Origin of the sequence: Streptomyces sp. C1-1 (assembly GCF_050214755.1) — a bacterium.
GTDB lineage: Bacteria > Actinomycetota > Actinomycetes > Streptomycetales > Streptomycetaceae > Streptomyces.
On sequence record NZ_CP189826.1, the window covers coordinates 8937551 to 8957401 of the forward strand.

Annotated in this window: 13 protein-coding genes; 4 read left to right on the forward strand and 9 right to left on the reverse strand. The window is 73.0% G+C overall.

Annotated elements, in window-relative coordinates; all coding sequences use genetic code 11:
* On the reverse strand, window positions 1–837 hold the full coding sequence (locus ACQF4J_RS40610) for an enoyl-CoA hydratase/isomerase family protein (protein ID WP_351564128.1): 837 nt from the start codon (window positions 835–837) through the stop codon (window positions 1–3).
* Window positions 838–955: 118 nt separating this feature from the next.
* On the opposite strand from ACQF4J_RS40610, the gene ACQF4J_RS40615 reads away from it, so the two are divergent.
* Together ACQF4J_RS40615 and ACQF4J_RS40620 are read left to right on the forward strand one after the other, a co-directional pair.
* Window positions 956–2176 (forward strand): acyl-CoA dehydrogenase family protein, encoded by a 1221-nt coding sequence (locus ACQF4J_RS40615; protein ID WP_427168048.1) that lies wholly within the window; start codon window positions 956–958, stop codon window positions 2174–2176.
* A gap of 160 nt (window positions 2177–2336) precedes the next feature.
* The gene (locus ACQF4J_RS40620) at window positions 2337–4055 is read left to right on the forward strand and encodes a hypothetical protein (RefSeq protein WP_427168049.1); all 1719 of its coding nucleotides are present in this window, start codon (window positions 2337–2339) and stop codon (window positions 4053–4055) included.
* 77 nt (window positions 4056–4132) lie between these two features.
* On the opposite strand, the gene ACQF4J_RS40625 is transcribed toward ACQF4J_RS40620, so the two are convergent.
* From ACQF4J_RS40625 to ACQF4J_RS40660, 8 genes are all read right to left on the reverse strand, one after another.
* Window positions 4133–4774 carry a cutinase family protein gene (locus ACQF4J_RS40625; RefSeq protein ID WP_351564120.1) on the reverse strand — a complete coding sequence of 214 codons (642 nt, stop codon included), beginning with the start codon at window positions 4772–4774 and terminating at the stop codon, window positions 4133–4135.
* An 80-nt stretch (window positions 4775–4854) separates the two neighbouring features.
* Entirely contained in the window at window positions 4855–6105 is a 1251-nt protein-coding gene (locus ACQF4J_RS40630; RefSeq protein WP_351564118.1) for a PucR family transcriptional regulator, read from the reverse strand.
* Between the two features lie 122 nt (window positions 6106–6227).
* Window positions 6228–7172, reverse strand: coding sequence for an alpha/beta hydrolase (locus ACQF4J_RS40635; RefSeq protein WP_351564116.1), 945 nt, complete (start codon window positions 7170–7172; stop codon window positions 6228–6230).
* Window positions 7173–7194: 22 nt separating this feature from the next.
* A complete protein-coding gene (locus ACQF4J_RS40640; RefSeq protein WP_427168051.1) occupies window positions 7195–11154 on the reverse strand; it encodes an acyltransferase domain-containing protein in 3960 nt (1319 codons plus the stop codon).
* On the reverse strand, window positions 11151–12872 hold the full coding sequence (locus ACQF4J_RS40645) for a fatty acyl-AMP ligase (RefSeq protein WP_427168052.1): 1722 nt from the start codon (window positions 12870–12872) through the stop codon (window positions 11151–11153). The genes ACQF4J_RS40640 and ACQF4J_RS40645 overlap by 4 nt, the downstream gene beginning before the upstream one ends.
* An 87-nt stretch (window positions 12873–12959) precedes the next feature.
* The gene (locus ACQF4J_RS40650; RefSeq protein ID WP_351802887.1) at window positions 12960–14534 is read right to left on the reverse strand and encodes an acyl-CoA carboxylase subunit beta; all 1575 of its coding nucleotides are present in this window, start codon (window positions 14532–14534) and stop codon (window positions 12960–12962) included.
* Between the two features lie 128 nt (window positions 14535–14662).
* Window positions 14663–16090, reverse strand: coding sequence for a purine-cytosine permease family protein (locus ACQF4J_RS40655; RefSeq protein ID WP_351564410.1), 1428 nt, complete (start codon window positions 16088–16090; stop codon window positions 14663–14665).
* Window positions 16091–16216: 126 nt separating this feature from the next.
* Window positions 16217–17665 carry a glyceraldehyde-3-phosphate dehydrogenase gene (locus ACQF4J_RS40660; protein ID WP_351564111.1) on the reverse strand — a complete coding sequence of 483 codons (1449 nt, stop codon included), beginning with the start codon at window positions 17663–17665 and terminating at the stop codon, window positions 16217–16219.
* A 177-nt stretch (window positions 17666–17842) separates the two neighbouring features.
* On the opposite strand from ACQF4J_RS40660, the gene gndA reads away from it, so the two are divergent.
* Window positions 17843–19282 (forward strand): NADP-dependent phosphogluconate dehydrogenase, encoded by a 1440-nt coding sequence (gndA, locus tag ACQF4J_RS40665; RefSeq protein ID WP_351564109.1) that lies wholly within the window; start codon window positions 17843–17845, stop codon window positions 19280–19282.
* A 46-nt stretch (window positions 19283–19328) separates the two neighbouring features.
* A complete protein-coding gene (locus ACQF4J_RS40670; protein WP_427168053.1) occupies window positions 19329–19811 on the forward strand; it encodes a hypothetical protein in 483 nt (160 codons plus the stop codon).
* The last annotated feature ends 40 nt before the right edge of the window (window positions 19812–19851 follow it).

Consider the following 19851-nt stretch of genomic DNA (forward strand, 5'->3'; position numbering starts at 1 on the left):
TCAAGAAACACTTTCGGGCTCCCTGGTCCCGGTCCCGCTGTCACCCGCCTTCGAGCCGCCCCGGGCGGCGAGGAACGACACCATGCGGTCCTGTGCCTCCCCGCCGTCCGCCAGGGAGGCGATCAGCCGCGCCTCTTCGGCGAGGTGGCGGCGCAGTTCTTGCCCGGCGCCGGCGCGCAGCAGACCCTTCGCGGCACGCAGCGCGCCACCGGCGCCGGCAGCCAGACCTGCGGCGGTCCGGTGGGCCGCGTCGTCCAGTTGCCCGTCGTCCACGGAGCGGGAGACCAGGCCCAACCGCTCGGCGTCGTCGCCGGTCAGGACCCGGTTGGTGAGGATCAGGTCCGCCGCCAGGCGGGGACCGGCCAGGCGCGGCAGGAACCATGAGGCCCCGCAGTCCGGCGTCAGTCCGATCGCCGTGTACGCCAGCCGGAAGCGCGCGGACCGGGCCGCCAGGACGATGTCGCCCACGAGTGCGAGGCCGATCCCGCCGCCCGCGGCGGCGCCGCGCACGGCGGTCACGAGGGGCACCGGCAGGTCGTGCAGAGCCTGTATCGCGGCGTGCGCGGCGGTCGCCACGGCGTGCACATAGGCGCCGGTCTCCGTGCCGCGACCGGCGAAGGCGCGCAGGTCACCACCCACGCAGAAGCTGCCGCCCGCCGCCCGCAACAGGACCGCGCCACCCGGGTCCGCCGCCACCTCGGCGGTCGTGTCCCGCAGTGCCTGCGCGGTCCTGAGGTCCAGGGCGTTGCCCCGCCCGGGATCGTCCAGCCTCACCTCGACGACACCGTCGGGGTGGCGCACGATCCGGACCGGCTCGGCGCTCGTGGGCAGGCTCATGGCTTTCTCCTGTCGTCTTCCCGTCGCCGGGTCCCTCCCGGCAAGATACTGAAGACGCTGTACAGTTTCTAGGACGCGACGGGCGCCGATGCCCGTACGCCCGTCGGCGGGAGGTCCCGTGCCCATCCAGTTCGATGTCGATCCGCCTGTTGCCCAACTCGCCGCGTCCACCGCCGAGTTCGTACGCGAGGTGGTGATCCCGGCCGAGCGCGAGTGCGGCGGGTCCGTGCACGACGCTCCCGAGGCCCTGCGGCAAGCCCTTCAAAAAGGTGCGCGTGAGGCGGGTGTGTTCGCTCCCCATGTGCCGACGCGGTGGGGCGGCCACGGGCTCGACCTGCGCGGACAGGCTGTGGTGTTCGAAGCGGCGGGCTACTCGCTGCTCGGACCACTGGCGCTGAACTGCGCGGCCCCGGACGAGGGCAACATGCACCTGCTGGAGAAGGTGGCCACCGAAGAGCAGAAGCAGCAGTACCTGCAGCCGCTCGCCGCGGGCGAGACACGATCCTGCTTCGCCATGACCGAACCGGCGCCCGGGGCGGGTGCCGATCCCCGCTCCTTGCGGACCACCGCGACCCGGGTCCCCGGTGGCTGGCGCATCGACGGCCGCAAGTGGTTCATCACCGGGGCCGACGGAGCCGGCTTCGCCATCGTCATGGCCCGTACCTCCGGCAGTCCCGGCGACCCGGGTGGCGCCACCATGTTCCTGGTCGACGCCGACACCCCCGGCATGCGCATCGTCCGGACCATCGAGACGCTGGACGAGTCGCTCTTCGCGGGGCACAGCGAGATCGTCTTCGAGGGGTGCGTGGTGGGGGAGGAGCAGGTGCTCGGCGCGGTGGACCGCGGTTTCGACGGCGCCCAGGTCCGGCTCGGTCCCGCCCGGCTGACCCACTGCATGCGCTGGCTGGGAGCCGCGCGCCGCGCCCAGGAGGTGGCACTGGAGCGGGCGGGCAGCCGGACCGCGTTCGGCTCGGTGCTGGGAGATCTCGGCATGGTCCAGCAGATGCTGGCCGACTCCGAGATCGACATCGAGGCGAGCCGCGCGCTGATCCTGCGTACCGCCTGGGAGCTGGACACCGGCTCCGCCGCCGCCTCGCAACTCACCTCCGTGTCCAAGACCTTCGTGGCGGAGGCGGTGAACCGGGTGGTGGACCGGGCGGTACAGATCTGCGGAGCGCTCGGCATCTCGGCAGCCGACGCCCCGCTGGCCCGTCTGCTCAGGGAGGTGCGGCCGTTCCGGATCTACGACGGCCCTTCGGAGACGCACCGATTCGCCATCGCGCGCCGCGCGGTGCGGCCCTACCGACAGCCGCGAACCGGTGCCGCCGACGACTCATGACGGCGTCGCCGTGGGAAACGTTTCGGGCCCGTCTCGCCCGGCATCCGCGGGTCGGGCGATGTCCCGCCGCGCTGCCGTGGTGTGACAAACGCGTCGCCGGGAGCTGAGTCTTTGTGAGCACCGCCCCGACTCCGGTCCCGTGCCGTCCTACGGTCCGGCCATGGACACGAGTCGAAGCAGAAGAACCCCCAGGGCCCTGCGCACGGCCGCGCTGGCGGCGCTGCTGACCACCGGGGCGCTCACCGCGGCCGCCCCGGTCGCCCACGGGGACGGCGCGCGCATCGAGACGCGGGTGGGCGCCGCGGCCGGGGTCACCGAGTCCGTGGTGCGGGTCAAGGTTCCGCTGCCGGCGTCCTTCGGGACGCGTCCGCGGGCGTGCGACTGGCTGTCGTACCTGCGCTACCGCTCCTCCGCCGGGCCGGCGGCCTCGGCCGACGCCGACCGCGTCCTGGTCGCCCAGCCGGGCATCCTGGAGGGCGCGGGAGCCTTCGACAGCGTCGCCCGCAACACCGTGAGCCGCGCCGCCGAGCAGGGCGAGCACATCGAGTTCTGGGCGCTGGACCGGCGTTCCAACTGCCTGGAGGACCACACCGGCATCGACTCCGGCGACCAGCACACGGCCGTCGACTACTACTACCGCGGCAGGCAGGTGAACGGCCGCACCTTCGCCGGGTTCGCCGGCAACGGGCAACTGGGCTGGATGGCGAGACTCGGCATCCAGCAGACCGTGCGCGACCAGTACGACCTGCTCACCGCCGAGCTGCCCGACCAGAACCTGCGCAAGCGGAAGCTGCTGTGCGGCGGGCACTCGCTCGGCGGTGTCGTCACCGGCTACTTCGCCACCGCCGACTTCGACGGCGACCCCGCCACCACCGCCGACGCCGGATACAACCAGTGCGCGGGCTACTTCGCCCTCGACACCACCGTCTCCACCTCCCTCGCCGACCTCAGCGGCAGCATCCCCGACGACACCGACCTGCCCGACGTGGGCCTCGGCTACGGCGCCGTCCAGGCCGGCCTGGACAGCGGCGTCCTCCCGCGGTCGCTGTCCGCGCCGGTCCTGCTCAACCCCGAGACCATGACCCTGCTGGCCATCGCGGGAGTGGGCGCGCTGCAGAATCCCGGCGGCGAGTCCGATCTGCCGGCCTACCTGCCCTCCAGCACCGACATCGAGGCCACCAACCGCTTCCTGTTCTCCAAGGACGCCGCGGCCTTCCTCAGCGGCTCGCCCGCGGTGAAGGACTTCCGCCTCACCAACCAGGCCGTGCTCGGAGCCCTGCTGGACGACAACTCCGTACCCCTCGCCTTCCTGCAGAGCAGCGTCGGCCTCTTCGACGGCGGACCCGTCACCGACAAGAACTTCCCCGCCGCCAACGGCGGTTCACAGCAGCCCGGTCTGTTCGGCACCCGGTACAAGGCCATCCCGGCCGAGCCGCACGGCCCGCTCTACACATGGCGCGATTACGACCGTGTCGGCGCGCCGGACGACCCCGGATACCGCTCCTCCGACGGCACGCCGTTCACCGACGCCGGTGAAGAGGTCACCGACATCCAGGAGTTGGCGCGCAGCCTGGCCCGGCAGCCGCTGGACTTCACCGAGCAGTACTTCCCGACGAAGCTGGTCACCGACATCGAACTGGCCACCTCGCCCCAGGTGAGGCGACTCGTCGTGCGCCCGGACGGGTTGACGGCCGATCCGACGCTCACCGTGCTCGCGGGCGACGGACTGCTGGCCGGCCGTGTCCCCGCCGACCTGCATCCCGTCATCGCCGACGGTTACCAGCACCTGGACGTGCTCACCGCCGCGCCCGTGCAGAACGACGGGCGGCCCGAGCCCGTCTCCACCCACCTCGCGCGCTTCGCCGGAAGGCCCGAGTGACCGGTGCACGGCACGAGCCGAGGGCCCGGGAGGAGATCCCCTCCCGGGCCCTCGGCGTGCGTGGCCGGCGTCGGCCGTCAGACCTTGGTCGCCGCGAAGTCTGCCGCCGCGCCCGCGTCGGCGGTGTAGCCGAGGTGGGCCAGGACGTCACCGCCGCCGTTCTCGCAGATCGGGTCGCCCTTGGCGCAGAAGTCGATGGTGCGGCTCTGGTAGGGGCCGGTGACGCTCTTGCCCAGGGCCCTGATCGGGTTGCCGAACAGCAGCACCGCCGCGACTCTCGGTGCCACTGCGGCGGGAAGGGTGGCCACGATGGGACTGCCCACGACCGCGCCGTCGCTGCTGATGCCGATGGAATTGTCGACCACATTCGCGCCCTGCGAATAGCCGACGAGAATGAAACGCTGGTTCGGGCAGGCCGCCGCCTGACCGCTGACGTGGTTCACGAGGTCCGCGTTTCCCTGCGCGGCCGATGTGAGAGAGAGGTCGGCCGGGTAGTTCACCTTGTAGCTGGAGAGATGACGGCCGGTCAGTTTCTGCTGCAGCGCGGAATACACGGGGTCGCCGACGATCGCGCCCAGGGTGCCCGGCTCGAACGTGCCGCGGGCCGCGACGACGTCGATGTCCGAGCAGGTGGCGGCCGATGCGACGGGCGCCGAGAGGCTGGTGAGTCCGGCCCCGCCGACCAGGGAGAGCGCGGCGAGGCACAAGCGGATACGCATGGGGATCCTTTGCGGGTCGGGCGCGTTGCGCGCCTGCGAAAAAGGACCCCCCGAACGTATTCGCGTTCAGCCGCGGGGTGTTATCGCTGGGAATTCAGAAATTCCCCCGATTTTGTTGCGTGCAGACGTATCTCCTCCGCACGCAGCGCGAGAATCATTTCCAGGCGGGTGTCCGGGTCGTGCAGTGCGTCGCCGAAGACCTTTTCCAGCTGACGCATCCGGTAGCGGACCGTCTGCGGGTGGACGTGCAGCCGGGTGGCGACGTCGGGGACGTTGCTGCCACTGAGCAGCCAGGCCAGCAGGGTCTCGGCGAGGCGGGCGCGCTGGCCCTCGGAGACCCCGTCGAGCGGTGCCAGGGCGCGCGCCCGGAGCTGGACGAGCAGCGGTTCGTCGCTGTGCAGCAGCAGGGTCGACAGGTGCTCGTCGCACCGCACGACACCCTGCCGGGGCAGGATGCCCCGCCCCATCAGGCCCAGCGCCAGCGACGCCCAGCGCAGCGACCGCGCGGCCTCGGCGAGCGGCACCGTGGGCCCGATCGCCGCCGGCCGGCCGCGCAGCGCGAGCGCGAAGGCGCGCCCGGCGAAGCGGCCCGAGCCGTCCGGGTCGGGCACCAGCATCCGCGGCGGCCGCGACCCCATGTCCACCAGCGCTCCCGCGGCCGCGAGCGGCCGGTCGTCCTCGCTTCGTTCGGCAGCGGCGGCGAGCGCGACCACGGCCACGTACCGCGGCACCGACCACCGTGCGCCGTGCGCCAGTTCGTGCACGGCCTCCACCGGCACCGGCCCCTCGCCCAGCAGCAGGTCCAGCAGGCGCCGGCGCCGCCGCTCCAGTTCGTCGGTGCTGCGCAGCCGCGCGTCCGCGTAGCCCTCGGCGGCCGCCTCGGCGACCTCGTGCACGGTCCGGAAGGCGAGTTCGCCCAGCGCGGCCACCACCTGGGAGTCCAGCCCGAGCTCCTCCACGGTGCGGCTCATCAGCCGCCAGGCGTGCAGCCCGCCGATCCGCAGCGCGGACTGCAGCGCGTCCAGACCGCGGCCCACCAGGGCCTCGCCGCGACCGAGTTCGTAGTACGTCGCCGCGATCGCGTCGCCGGGGCCGCGCGGGTCGGCGATGTGGTCGACGAACAGGGTCAGGGCCTGCACCACGCCGGCTCGCAGATTCCGCGTGTAGGCCCCGTCCGCCGGGCCCGCGTACTCGGGGACCTGTCTGCGGACCTCCTCCTCCACCTCGTCGGCGACGGCCTCGAGCCGGGAACGCAGCAGCTCGGCCAGATCGGGCGGAAGCAGGGGGGCCGCCCGCCCGGCCGGCCCCTCGTGGGGGGTGGGGACGGCCATCGAGGTCACTCCTTTCACCCGGAACCGGCTCACCCGCGGGCTGTTGCCCGTGGGACGAGGGGCATGTCCCGTGTTGGACGGGCGCCCCCTGCGCTCCGTTCCGTGCCCCGACGGCACCGACATCACTCCGGCACTCCCAGCGCACGGGCGAGCATCGGCCACGACGCGGTGAACTCCTGCTTCCAGTACTGCCAGCTGTGCCCGCCTCCCGAGTAGAAGTGTTTCGTCACGGCGATGCCGAGCCGGTCGAGGGCGTCGGTGAAGCTGTGCGCCGACGGCCACAGGGCGCTCTCCAGCGCCTCGGGCAGCCAGTCGCCGATGCCGCCGAGCACACCGCTGCCGCTGGAGACGTACAGCGGTGTGCCGCGCAGTCCCTGCGCCCGGGCCCTGGGGTTGAAGTTCTGCCAGGTGAGCAGGTCCAGTACCGGGTTGCCCCACAGGGACAGGGGCGTCAGGTTCTCGCGGGCCACGATCGCGTCGACGAGCGTCGGCACGCCGGGGAAGGTGGTGTCGAGGATGCCGCTGTAGGAGGCCGCGGCCGTGAACGCGCCCGGATGGCGCGCCGCGTGGGCCATGGCGCCGTAGCCGCCGGTGGAGACCCCGGCCACTGCCCGTACCGCGGAGGCCCGGTAGTCGCGGGCGAGCAGCGCCGGCACCTCCGAGAGCTGGAAGGTCTCGTAGTCCGGGCCGCCCCGCCAGGCCGTGGGAATGCCCGTGGGCCCCGCGTCCGGCATCGCCACGATCAGGTCGCGGCCCTCGGTGAAGGCCTCGATGCCCGTCTCCCTCGTCCAGGACGTGTAGTCGTCGTGGGCGCCGTGCAGCAGGTACAGCACCGGGTACGTCCGTCCGGGCTGTGAGCCGAAGCCCGACGGCAGGATCAGCCGCACGGGCGCGCTGCGGCCCAGCGCGGCGGACGGGACCGACAGGTCGAGGGTGCGGGCCGTCAGACGGGTGGCGGCTCGCGCGGTGCCGGTCGCGGCGCCGAAGAGCGCGGCCAGCCCGGTGACCGCGGCGGCCTTGGCGACGGTGCGTCGGGACACTGCGGCGGTGCGGTGCGGGTGGGACATGGCGGCTCCTCGGGTTTCCGGTTCAGCGGACCTGCTCGGCGAACTCCCGCCGCAGCCGGGCGGCGAGCTCGTCGACGTGGGGCGGGTCGAGGAGCGACAGATGGTGCCCCGCGACCGGTACGACGGTCAGCCGCGGACAGACCTCGTCCCAGCCGAGCGCCTCGTCGTCGCGTTCGTAGGCCGGGTCGCGCACCGTGTGCGGCGCGGGCTCGGTCGCCCGGTACAGCACCACCCGGCCGTCGTAGCGCCGCGGCCGGTGCGCCTCGCCGATCCTCAGGTCGAGATAGGAGGCGCGCTGATGCTCCAGCGCGGCGGCCGGCACCTCGGCGGCCTCGCGCAGGGCCCGCAGCACGGTGTCGATGCGCTCGCCGTCGTCGTCCAGCGCGACGAGCTCGTCGTACGGCAGGTCGAGGCGCACCCCGTAGACGTCCGCGACGTGGGCCGCGAAGCCCGTGAGGTGGGCGCGGATCCGGCCGGGCCGGGGCAGGGGCCGTACGGAGTCGATGAGCACCACCAGCTCCACCTCGCGCCCGGCGGCCACCAGCTGCCGCGCCGTCTCCTGTGCGACGAAACCGCCGAAGGACCAACCGCCCAGCAGGCAGGGCCCGTTCGGGTGGGCGGCGGTGATGGTCTCGGCGTAGCGGCGGGCCTTCTCGGTGACCGTGCAGGCCTCCTCGATCCGGTCCAGTCCGTACACCGGCCGGTCTCCGCCGAGGCGTTCGGCGAGCGTCCGGTAGACGTCGGTCGTCCCTCCGGCGGCGTGGACCAGGAAGAGCGGGGCCCCCGGGCCGGTGGCGTTCAGGGTCCGCAGGGGGCCGAACCCCCCTCCGGGGAGAGCCTGTTGCAGGCGGTCGGCGAGGTCGCCGAGCCGGGCGGCGCCCATCAGGTCGCGCAGCGGCAGTGCGGTCCGGAACTCGCGCTCCAGCGCGGTGCGGACACGGACGGCCATCAGCGAGTCCAGTCCGAGGTCGGCCAGCGGGGTGGCGGCGGTGAGGCGGCCCGGCGGATGTCCGGTGACGGCCGCGAGGTGGTGCCGCAGGCGGGCGGTGACGGAGTCGTCGTCCGACGCCGGCTCCTGCTTCGGCGCCGCCGGGACCGCCGTCCGCCCGTCCGTCCACCAGTGCCGCACATGCCGCCAGCGCGGCGCGGGCAGGTCGATGACCCGCCCGGCCGGCAGCGGCAGCCGCAGGCCCGCCGCGTGCAGGGCGCCCAACTGGCCGACGAAGGAGGCCGAGTCGTCGGCGTCGCGGCGCAGCGTGCCCAGGGCCAGGGCGCCCGGCGCGGTCCCGGTGAGGGCCCGCAGCAGGACCGGGTGCGGCGAGATCTCCACAAAGGCGGTGTGACCGTCGGCCGCGGCTGCCGCGACGGCCCGGTCCAGGCGGACCGGCCGCCGCAGGTTCGCGACCCAGTGGGCGGCGTCGAAGACGCTCTCCTCGCGCGGGTCGTCGAGGACGGTGGAGTAGACCCGCACGCGAGGCCGTCTGCCCTGGACGTCGACCAGCGACTCGGCCAACTCGGGCAGCAGTGGGTCGACTTGAGGGGAGTGCCCGGCGCCGACGACCTTCATCGCCCTGGCCGCGCGCCCCTCGTCCCGCAGCCGCCGTACGAGCCGGGCCACCGCCTCCTCCTCCCCGGTGACGACCTGCTGGCCGGGTGAGGAGTGCACGGCGACATGGACACCGGGGAAGTCCCTTGGCAAGTCGTCGACTTCGGTCTCGTCGAGGTCGACCACGGCCATCGCGCCGCCCCGCAGCCGGCTGAGCAGCCGCGCCCGTACGGCGACGATCCGCGCCCCGTCCGACAGCTCCAGGGCCCCCGAGCACACCGCGGCGGCGACCTCGCCCATGGAATGGCCGATGACGGCGACGGGCTCGACGCCGTGGGCACGCCACAGCTCGGCGAGAGCCACCTGAACCCCGAACAGCACGGGCTGGGCGACTTCCAGGCGCCCCAGTTCACCGCCCGAGGCGAGGTGGTCGTACAGGGAGAACCCGCACTCTGCGGCCAGTTGGGCATCCGTCTTCTCCACGGCGGCGGCGAAGGCCGGTTCCTCGGCGAGCAGCCGGCGCCCCATGCCGGCCCACTGGCTGCCGTACCCGGAGAACACCCACACCGGCCCGCGCCCGATGCGATCCCGGTCCTCGGTCACCACCCCGTGGTGCGGCCGTCCCGATCCCAAGGCGCCGAGCGCTTCGGCGAGTTCGGCGCGGTCGCGAGCGACGACCGCGGCCCGTACGGGCCCTCGGCCGGTCCGCCCCGCGAGCGTGCGCGCGACGTCGGCCGGGTGCGCGCCGGCGCCGGCGGGGGTGTGCAGCCAGTCGGCGAGGCGGGAGGCGGTGTCCCGGACCCGTTCCCCGTCGACGTCGGACAGCACGTACAGCCGGGCCGCCGGGTTCTCGGGGGGCGGAGCCGGGGCGGGCCGCCATTCCTCCAGTACGGCATGGGCGTTGGTGCCGCCGAACCCGAACCCGGAGACGCCCGCCACGGCCGTTCCGCCGTAGCGCGGCCAGGGCTCCGGCTCGGTCACCACCCGCAGCCGTGTGCCGTCCACGGCGCTGCCGTTCGCGCAGTGCAGGGACGGCGGGACGATGTCGTGGTGCAGGGCGAGGACGGTCTTGACCAGCCCGGCGATGCCCGCGGCCGACTCCAGATGGCCGAGGTTGCCCTTGACCGAGCCCAGCAGCAGCGGCTGGTCGGGGTCGCGGTCCGCGCCGAGGACCGCGCCGAGCGCGCCCGCCTCGATCGGGTCGCCGAGCGGGGTGCCGGTGCCGTGCGCCTCGACGTGGTCGACGTGCGCCGGAACGGCACCGGCCCGCGCGTACGCGGTGGTCAACAGGGCTTGCTGGGCGGCCGGGTTGGGAGCCAGCAGGCCGTTGGAGCGGCCGTCGGAGTTGACGGCCGTGGCCCGGATGACGGCCAGCACGCGGTCGCCGTCCCGTTCGGCGTCGGACAGCCGTTTCAGCAGCACGGCGGCGCAGCCCTCGCCGCGTCCTATGCCGTCCGCCGCCGCGGAGAACGGCTTGCACCGCCCGTCCGGGGCCAGGGCACCCGCCCGCCGGAACGCGACGGTGACGGTGGGGGACAGCAGCAGGTTGACGCCGGCGGCGATCGCCGCGTCGCTCTCACCCGTCCGCAGGCTCACACACGCGTGGTGCACGGCGACCAGCGACGAGGAGCAGGCGGTGTCGACGGCCATGCTGGGTCCCCGGGTGTCCAGGACGTACGCCAGCCGGCCCGCGGTGACACTGAGCGCGGCGCCCGCCGGGGCCCACGGGTCGACCGTGCCGGAGTCGGCGCCGGTGAGCCCGCCGTACTCGGGCGCCGACACGCCCACGAAGACACCGGTGTCGGTGCCGGCCAGGGCGGCGGCCGGGACGGCGGCGTGGTCGAGCGTCTCCTGGACCACCTCCAGCAGGATGCGTTGCTGCGGGTCCATCACGGCGGCCTCGCGCGGGGAGATGCGGAAGAAGTCCGCGTCGAACCCGGCGATGTCGTCCAGGTAGCCGCCGTAGGGCAGCGCGTCGGCGGGCGGGAAGGCGGTGAAGTCGCGCCACCGGTCCTCGGGCACCCGGCGGATCGCGTCGACACCCTCGCCCAGCAGCCGCCAGTAGTCGTCCGGACCGTGCACCCCGCCCGGCAGCCGGCAGCCGACACCGATGACCGCCACGGGCTCCCCGGCGATCACCGGCCGTGGAGCCGGCACGGTGGCGGCCCCCCGGGCCGGCGCGGCGGCGGTCTCCCGCGGGGCGCACAGGCGCGCCACCAGCGCCTCCCCGGTGGGCGCCTCCCACACCAGCGTCGCCGGCAGCTCACGCCCGGCCAGCGCCGACAGCTCGCCGGCCAGGGTCACCGCGTCCCGCGAGGACATGCCGAGATCCGCCAACGGCCGGTCCATCGGGGCGTGTTCGACCGCCGTGCCGCCCCACTCGGCCACCCGGCGGGCGATCAGCCGGCGCACCGCCCGTTCGTCGACGGCGCTCACCGCGCGTCCTCGGCCGGGTACGCGCCCGCCAGATAGCGCTCGCGGGTCAGCGCCCGCGACACCTTGCCGCTGGAGGTCCGCGGCACGGTGCCCGGTGGCACGAGGACGACGTCGGCCAGCCGCAGCCCGTGCCGGGCCGACACGGCCGCGCGTACGGCACCCACCAGGGCCGGCACGTCGATCTCGGCGAGGGACGTGCCCCGCACGTGTTCGGCGACGACGACCACCCGCTCGCCCGAGGCGCCCGGTGTGCCGAAGGCGGCGAGCCGGTCGGGCCGCAGGGCCCGGTGGGCCTCCTGGGCGGTGGCCTCCACGTCCTGCGGGTAGTGGTTGCGTCCGTCGACGACGATGAGGTCCTTCAGCCGGCCGGTGACGATCAACTGCCCGTCCAGCACGGTCCCGAGGTCCCCGGTGCGCAGCCAGCCGTCGGGGCCGAAGACGCGGCGGGTGAGCTCCGCCTGGTTCCAGTAGCCGCGTCCGACGTTCGGCCCCTGGACGCGGATCTCGCCGACCTCGCCCTCGGACAGGACGGCGTCCGTCACCGGATCGGTGATGCGCACCCGCTGGCCCGCCGGGGTGCCGCAGCCCGCCAGCAGCACGGCCCTGGGGTCGTCGGGCCGCGCGGGCAGCGCCTTGCCGGTCGCCAGGGCGTCCCGGTCGAGGGCGAAACGGTGCGGGGGTTCGCCGGGCCGGGCGGCGCTGACGAAGACGGTGGCCTCGGCCAGCCCGTACGACGGGCAGTGCGCCGCCGGATCGAGCCCCTGGGCGGCGAAGGCGGCGTGGAAGCGTTCCGCGGTGCCCGGGCGGACCGGCTCGCTGCCGTTGATCAGCGCGGCGATGTCCCCCAGCCGCAGATCCGCCTTCTGCGCGTCCGTGACGGCGGCGGCGCAGTAGTCGTAGGCGAAGTTGGGTGCCGCGCTCACCGCGCGCGGATGCGCGCTCAGCAGGCGCAGCCAGCGCACCGGCTCGTGCAGGAACGCCACCGGGTCCATCAGCACCGAAAGCTGCCCGCGCACCACCGGGGCGGCCACGCTCAGCACCAGCCCCATGTCGTGGTACAGGGGCAGCCAGCCCACGCAGGTCACCGGGTGGGTGTCGGCGCGGTAGGCGCTCAGTGCCTGGCGGGCGTTGGCGACGACGTTGGCGTGGGTGATCTCCACGCCCGCCGGGGTGCGGGTGGAGCCGGAGGTGTACTGCAGGTAGGCGACCGCCGACTCCCGGGGCGGCACCGGCCGCCGTCCGTCGGCGGCCGTGTCGGGCACCTGGTCCGCGACCACGACCCGGGCCGGGGTGTCCGCGCAGAAGTCCCGCACCATGTCGGCGGCCGGGCTCGTGGTCACCACGACCGCCGGACGCGCGTCGGCGAGCACCGCCGCGAGCCGGTCGCCGTGCCCGGGCAGGTCCGGCGGATACAGCGGTACGGCGACCAGACCGGCCGTGAGCGCGGCGAGGAAGGCGGTGACGTACTCCGTGCCCTGCGGACACAGCAGCGCCACCCTCGCGCCGGGTTCGGTGTCCTCGGCGAGCCGGGCGGCCAGGGCGCGCACCCGCAGGTCCAGGCGCCGCCAGGTCAGCGTGCGGTGGACGCCGCGGGAGCCCGGCGCGGGGTGGTCGACGAAGGTGAACGCCCGGCGGTCGGGGGTGGTCTCGGCCCAGTGCCGCACATGTTCCGGCAGGCTGCGGTGGGCGGGCACGAGCGGGGGACGGCGGCTGTCCATCGGGCATGGCTCCTGACGTGGTCGGCGTGTGGGGCGCGGCGGTGGGAGCGGTGCGCAGGGTCAGAGGGGGCGGAAGGTGCAGAAGGTTCAGAGAGGGATGTTGCCGTGCCGGCGCTCCGGCATCGGGGCACGCTTGCCGCGCAGGGTCCTGAGCGCGCGGCACACCTGCTCGCGGGTCTCGCGCGGGGCGATGACCGCGTCGACATAGCCGCGCTCTGCGGCCGCATACGGGGTGCCGTGGGTGCTCTCGTACGCGGCGACGAGCCGGGCGCGCAGCGCCTCGGGGTCGGCCGCGGCGGCGAGTTCACGCCGGTGCAGGATGCCGACGGCGCCCTCGGCGCCCATCACGGCGATACGGGCCGTGGGCCAGGCTAGGTTGACGTCGGCGCCCAGGTGCTTGGAGCCCATCACCGCGTATCCGCCGCCGTATGCCTTGCGGACCACGACGGTGACCTTGGGCACGGTCGCCTCGGCGTACGCGTACAGCAGTTTGGCGCCGCGGCGGATGATCCCCGCCTGCTCCTGGCGGACGCCGGAGAGGTAGCCCGGCACGTCGGCGAAGGTCAGCAGCGGGACGCCGAACGCGTCGCAGAACCGTACGAAGCGGGCGGCCTTCTCCGAGGCGTCGATGTCCAGCACACCGGCCGCGTGCAGGGGCTGGTTGGCGACGACGCCGACGGTGCGGCCCTCGACCCGGGCCAGCGCGCAGATGATGTTGGGCGCGAACAGGGCCTGGACCTCCAGGAGTTCGCCGTCGTCGACCACCGTCTGCAGGACGTCCCGCATGTCGTAGGCCTGCCCCAGCCGGTCGGGCACGACCTCGTCCAGCCAGGCGCCGTCGCGCGCGGAGCCAGGGGCGTACTCCGGTGGCCGTTCGAGGTTGTTGGCCGGCAGGTACGACAGCAGGTCGCGCACGGTGTCCAGCGCGTCCTCCTCGTCGGCGGCGAGGAAGTGCGCGTTGCCGTTGACGGTGTTGCTGGCGCGGGCGCCGCCCAGTTCCTCGGCGCTGGTGCGCTCGCCGGTGACCGCCTCGATGACGTCGGGGCCCGTGACGAACATGTGGGAGGCGCCGTCCACCATCACCGTGAGGTCGGTGATGGCCGGGGAGTAGGCGGCGCCTCCCGCGCAGGGACCGAGGACGACGGAGATCTGCGGGATGACCCCGGAGGCGCGGACGTTGCGGCGCACCAGCTCGGCGTAGAGAGCGAGGGAGGCGACGCCCTCCTGGATGCGGGCCCCGCCGCCGTCGTTGAGCCCGACGACCGGGCAGCCGATCTTCAGGGCGAGGTCCATCAGGGCGACCGTCTTCTCGCCGAAGGACTCGCCCATGCTGCCGCCGAAGACAGTGGAGTCCTGGGCGAACACGCAGACGGGACGGCCGTCGACGGTGCCGTGGCCGGTGACCACCCCGTCCCCGTACGGGCGCCGGGCACCGTCCCCGGCCCGGCGGGCCCGCACGAACAGACCGGTCTCGGTGAAGGAGTCCGTGTCCAGCAGCCGTTCGATCCGCTCCCGCGCACCCAGCCGCCCCCGGCGTCTCGCGCCGCCCGGGGCCACCGCCCGCACCCGACGGCTCTCCAGTTCGGCGAGCCGTGCGGCGGTGCGGTCGGGGGCGTGCGCCGCCGTGTCCTCGGCCCGGGATGTCGTCGCCTCTCGCGTCACAGCCACCTCCGAAGTGGCTTTCGAATATGGCAGCGAGACCACGGTGAGGGAGGTGGTTGAGTTTTCTCTTTGCGGGAGTTGAGTGCCCGGGGAGCGCGGTTAGTGCGGCGGTGACAAGGCGGGGCGCGTCAGGGCTCGCGGTGCTCGTGCGCCGCGAGTTCCAGTGCCTCCGCCTCCGCCTCGGCCACCCGCTGCTCGGCGGCCACGTCGATCGAGCGGGTCAGCCACCAGTACAGCACCGCGGAGACCGGCAGTCCGACGAACAGCGAGATGTCGGCGCCGTCGAGGGCGTCGGCGACCGGGCCGGTGTAGAGGGTGCCGACGGAGAAGAACGGGACCATGACGGCGAAGCCGACCAGGTAGGCGATGATGCCGTGCCAGCCCCAACGGCCGTACATGCCGCGCGGGTTGAAGATCTCGGCGATGGCGTAGTGGCCGCGGCGCACCACGTAGTAGTCCATCAGGTTCACCGCGGTCCACGGGATGAAGAGATAGAGGACCAGCAGCAGGAAGTTGTTGAAGTTCTCCAGGAAGTGGGAGGTCGCGGCGAGCGCGCCGACCAGGGAGAGGGCCGCGGTGAGGCCGATGGTGACCAGACGGACGGCGAGGGTGGGCCGCACCCGCTTGAAGGAGTCGATGGCGCTGATGAGGGTGAGGGAGCCGCCGTACATGTTCAGCGCGGTGACGGAGATCAGGCCCAGCGCGGCGAACAGCAGCACGATCGCGCCGAAGCCGCTGAACACCTTGTCGCCCGCCGCGTTGATCGACCTGATCGTGTCGAAGTCCTTGCCCGCCCAGGCGGCGAGCAGGGCGCCGAGGACCATCAGCCAGATGCCGCCGAGAGCGGAGCCGAAGTAGGTCCAGTAGAAGGTCTTGCGGACGGTGACGTCCGGCGGCAGGTAGCGGGAGTAGTCGGAGACGTAGATCGCCCAGCTGATCTGGTAGCCGGCGACCACGCCGAACTGCGCCAGGAACGGGGTCCACTTGAAGGCGCCGAGGTCGAAGGAGCCGGCCGGGTAGTGCAGGGTGAAAAGGACTCCGACGGTGAAGATCCCGAAGACGACCAGGAAGGTGTACGTCAGGAAGCGTTCGGCCTTGTGGATGATGTCGTAGCCCACCAGCGCGATCACGAGGGCGAGCACGGTGACCACGACCACCCACAGCTTCACGCCGCCGTGCACGGTGGAGTGCATGGCCTCGCCCGCGAGGATCGTGTTGAAGACGTTGAAGCCCGCGTACTGGACGTAGGCGAACAGCCAGACCAGCAGGGCGCCGACATAGCCGAACTGGGGCCGCGACTGGATCATCTGCGGCAGGCCCAGCTGGGGCCCCTGGGCCGAGTGGAAGGCCATGAAGAAGGTCCCGAGGACCGTGCCCGCCACGATCGCGATCAGCGACCAGACGAGATTGCCGCCCTCGGTGATGCTGATCAGACCCACGGCCAGCGTGGCGATCTGGGCGTTCGACATGAACCACAGCGGGCCGAGGTGCCACAGCTTGCCGTGGCGCTCGTCCAACGGGACGTAGTCGATGGAACGGATCTCCAGGCCCTGCACCCGGGGTTCCGACGTTGTGGTCACGGCGCCTCCAGAGAGCAGATCCACCCCTGTGGCCGGATTCATTCCCTGGAATTGTCTGGCCAAAGGTGGCATTGCCGACCCTTGACCAGACGGGTTCCCAGGTCAGGCCGCCGGACTCGGGAAGGTCGGGTACTCCACGCCCGAGACGTGCTGGACGACCCGGATCACCTGGCAGGAGTAGCCGAACTCGTTGTCGTACCAGAGGTAGAGGATGGCGTTGTCGCCCTCCACCTTGGTCGCGCCGGCGTCGACGATGGAGGCGTGCCGCGAGCCGATGAAGTCGCTGGAGACCGCGTCGGGTGCGGTGGTGAAGTCGATCTGGCGCTTGAGCGGCGAGGTCAGCGACACCTCGCGCAGGTAGTCGAGGACCTCCTCTCGGTCCGTCTCCCGGGCCAGCTGCAGGTTGAGGATCGCGATCGAGACGTCCGGGACCGGGACACGGATCGAGCTGCCGGTGATCCGCGCCTTGAGGTCGGGCAGCGCCTTGGCCACCGCGGAGGCGGCGCCGGTCTCGGTGATGACCATGTTCAGCGGCGCCGAGCGGCCGCGGCGGTCGGCCTTGTGGTAGTTGTCCAGCAGGTTCTGGTCGTTGGTGAACGAGTGGACCGTCTCCACGTGGCCGCGCAGCACGCCGTACTCGTCGTCCATGGCCTTCAGCGGCGGCACGATCGCGTTGGTGGTGCAGGACGCGCAGGACAGGATCTGCTCGTCCGGCTTGATCGTGTCGTGGTTGACGCCGTGCACGATGTTGGGGACGTCGCCCTTGCCCGGCGCGGTCAGCACGACCTTGTCGATGCCCGGACGCAGGTGCTGGGACAGGCCCTCGCGGTCGCGCCACTTGCCGGTGTTGTCGATGAGGATCGCGTTGCGGATGCCGTACGCGGTGTAGTCGACCTCGGAGGGGTCGTTCGCGTAGATCACCTTGATCGCGTTGCCGTTGGCGAAGATCGTGCTCGACGCCTCGTCGACGGTGATGGTGCCCTGGAACTGCCCGTGGATGGAGTCCCGGCGCAGCAGCGAGGCCCGCTTGACGATGTCCTGCTCGCCGCCGCCGCGCACCACGATCGCGCGCAGCCGAAGGCCGTTGCCCGAGCCCGACTTCTCGATGAGCAGCCGGGCCACGAGCCGGCCGATGCGGCCGAAGCCGTACAGGACGACGTCCCGGCCCTCGCCGCGCTGGATCTTGTTGGCGCCGGTGGCACCCGCGACCGCCTCGGCGGTGAACGCCTCCACCGTCAGACCGCGGTCGTCGCTGCGGTAGGTCGCGGCGAGCATGCCGATGTCGATCTGGGAGGGGCCGAGGTCGAGCGCGGTCAGCGCCTGCAGGAACGGCATGGTCTCGGTGACCGACAGCTCCTCGCCGGCGATCTGCCGGGCGAAGCGGTGGGTCTTGAGGATGCTCACCACAGACTTGTTCACCAGGGAGCGGCTGTGCAGCAGGACGGTGACGTCCCGCTCGCGGTGCAGCTTCCCGATGAGGGGGATCATCGACTCCGCGATCTCCTCGCGGGTCTTCCAGTTGGTGAACGAGTCGTCGTTGACAGCAGTCACGGATCCATCTTTCGAGCTAGGCGGCGCTCATATGTTAAACCCTGGTTGATCGATCGTTTGAGCGGGGTTCGTCACATCCGCTTCCCTCGGACATCGAGACGATCCGGCCGCCCGTCCGTACCTGACGGGCATGGGGCACGCCCGCCCCGCCACCGCTCCGATCGAGGGACGAACTCCATGAACGCAACCGCAGCCATCGGCGTGACCGGCCTGGGCGTGATGGGCCGCAACCTGGCGCGCAACTTCGCCCGCAACGGATACACCGTCGCCGTCCACAACCGCTCGGCCAGTCGCACGCGCGCGCTGATGGAGGTGTACGGCGACGAGGGCGCGTTCGTGCCCGCCGAGACGGCCGAGGAGTTCGTCGCCGCCCTCGAACGCCCCCGCCGCCTCATGATCATGGTCCAGGCGGGAGCGGCCACCGACGCCGTCATCGACGAGTTCGCCCCGCTCCTGGAGCCCGGCGACATGATCATCGACGGCGGCAACGCCCACTACTCCGACACCCGCCGCCGCGAGGCCGCCCTGCGCGAGCGCGGCATCCACTTCGTCGGCACCGGCGTCTCCGGCGGCGAGGAGGGCGCGCTGGAGGGGCCGTCGATCATGGTCGGCGGCTCGGCGGAGGCGTACGACGTGCTCGGGCCGATGTTCGAGAGGATCAGCGCGAAGGTCGACGGCGAGCCCTGCGCAGCCCACATCGGCAGCGACGGCGCCGGGCACTTCGTCAAGATGGTCCACAACGGCATCGAGTACGCCGACATGCAGCTCATCGCCGAGGCCTACGACCTGCTCCGGCAGGTCGCCGGATACACGCCCGCCGAGATCGCGGACGTCTTCCGCCGCTGGAACCGGGGCCGGCTCGGCTCCTACCTGGTCGAGATCACCGCCGAGGTCCTCGCCCACACCGACGCCGAGACCGGGGCCCCCTTCGTCGACATCGTCGCCGACGCCGCCGGCCAGAAGGGCACCGGGCGCTGGACCGTGCAGACCGCGCTGGACCTGGCCTCACCGGTCACCGCGATCGCCCAGGCCACCTTCGCCCGCGCCGCCTCCGGCCAGAGCGAACTGCGCGCCGCCTACGCCGGGCTGCCCGGCGGCACCCGGCCCGCGCTCAGCCGTACCGAGGCCGAACGCTTCACCTCCCAGGTCGAGCACGCCCTGTACGCGTCCAAGGTCATCGCCTACGACCAGGGGCTGAAGATGATCCAGGACGCGGCCGCCGAGTACGGCTGGAAGATCGACCTCGGCACGGTCGCCCGGATCTGGCGCGGCGGCTGCATCATCCGCGCCTCCTTCCTCGACCGCATCCGCGTCGCCTACGCCGCCGACCGCGAACTGGTGAGCCTGCTCGGCGAGATGGAGTTCGCCATGGAGATCACCGACGCGCAGGTGCCCTGGCGGGAGACCGTCGCCTCCGCCGCCCGCCGCGGCATCCCCGTCCCCGCCTTCTCCGCCGCGCTCGCCCACTACGACACCCTGCGCGCCGACCGCCTGCCCGCCGCCCTCCTGCAGGGCCAGCGCGACTACTTCGGCGCCCACACCTACCTGCGCACCGACCGCCCCGGCGCCTTCCACACCCACTGGGCCGCGCCCGACCGGTCCGAGACCCCCGCCTGACCCACACCGCCGTGACCCCCGGGCGGAACGGGTCGTTCCGCTCTGTGTGATCCACATCAAGCGCGGACTCCTCACGGCCGCCGCGGCGCTCGTCGCCCTGGCGGCCCTGACCGCCCCCGCCGCCCACGCGACCGACGACGTCCCCTGCCGCAGCCCCGTCAAGCGGGACCTCGCCGACCCCCTCTCCGGCCGGGTGTGGCCGGGCACCACCGTCATGTACTGCAACCTCACCCGCGGCCATGTCCCGGTGTTCGCCTCGCGCTCACCGGGCGCCCCGGTCGTCGGCCACCTGGAACAGGGCGGCGCGGCGAACTGGTTCGTCACCGAGACGAGGGGCCAGACCTTCAGGGACGGCGCCGCCGAGAACCACTGGTGGGGCAGCACCATGGCGGACAACGGCCGCTGGGGCTGGGTCCCGGAGGTCTACTTCGCCGGCGGCGAGAACAACGAGGGCGACGCGGGCCTGCTCATGCCCGGCGGCTACACCTGCGCGAAGGTCTGCGCACCGCTGCCGTTCTGGGCGCGCTGAGGCTCCCGGGCCACCGGTCGGGCAGAATCACCCCACGCGG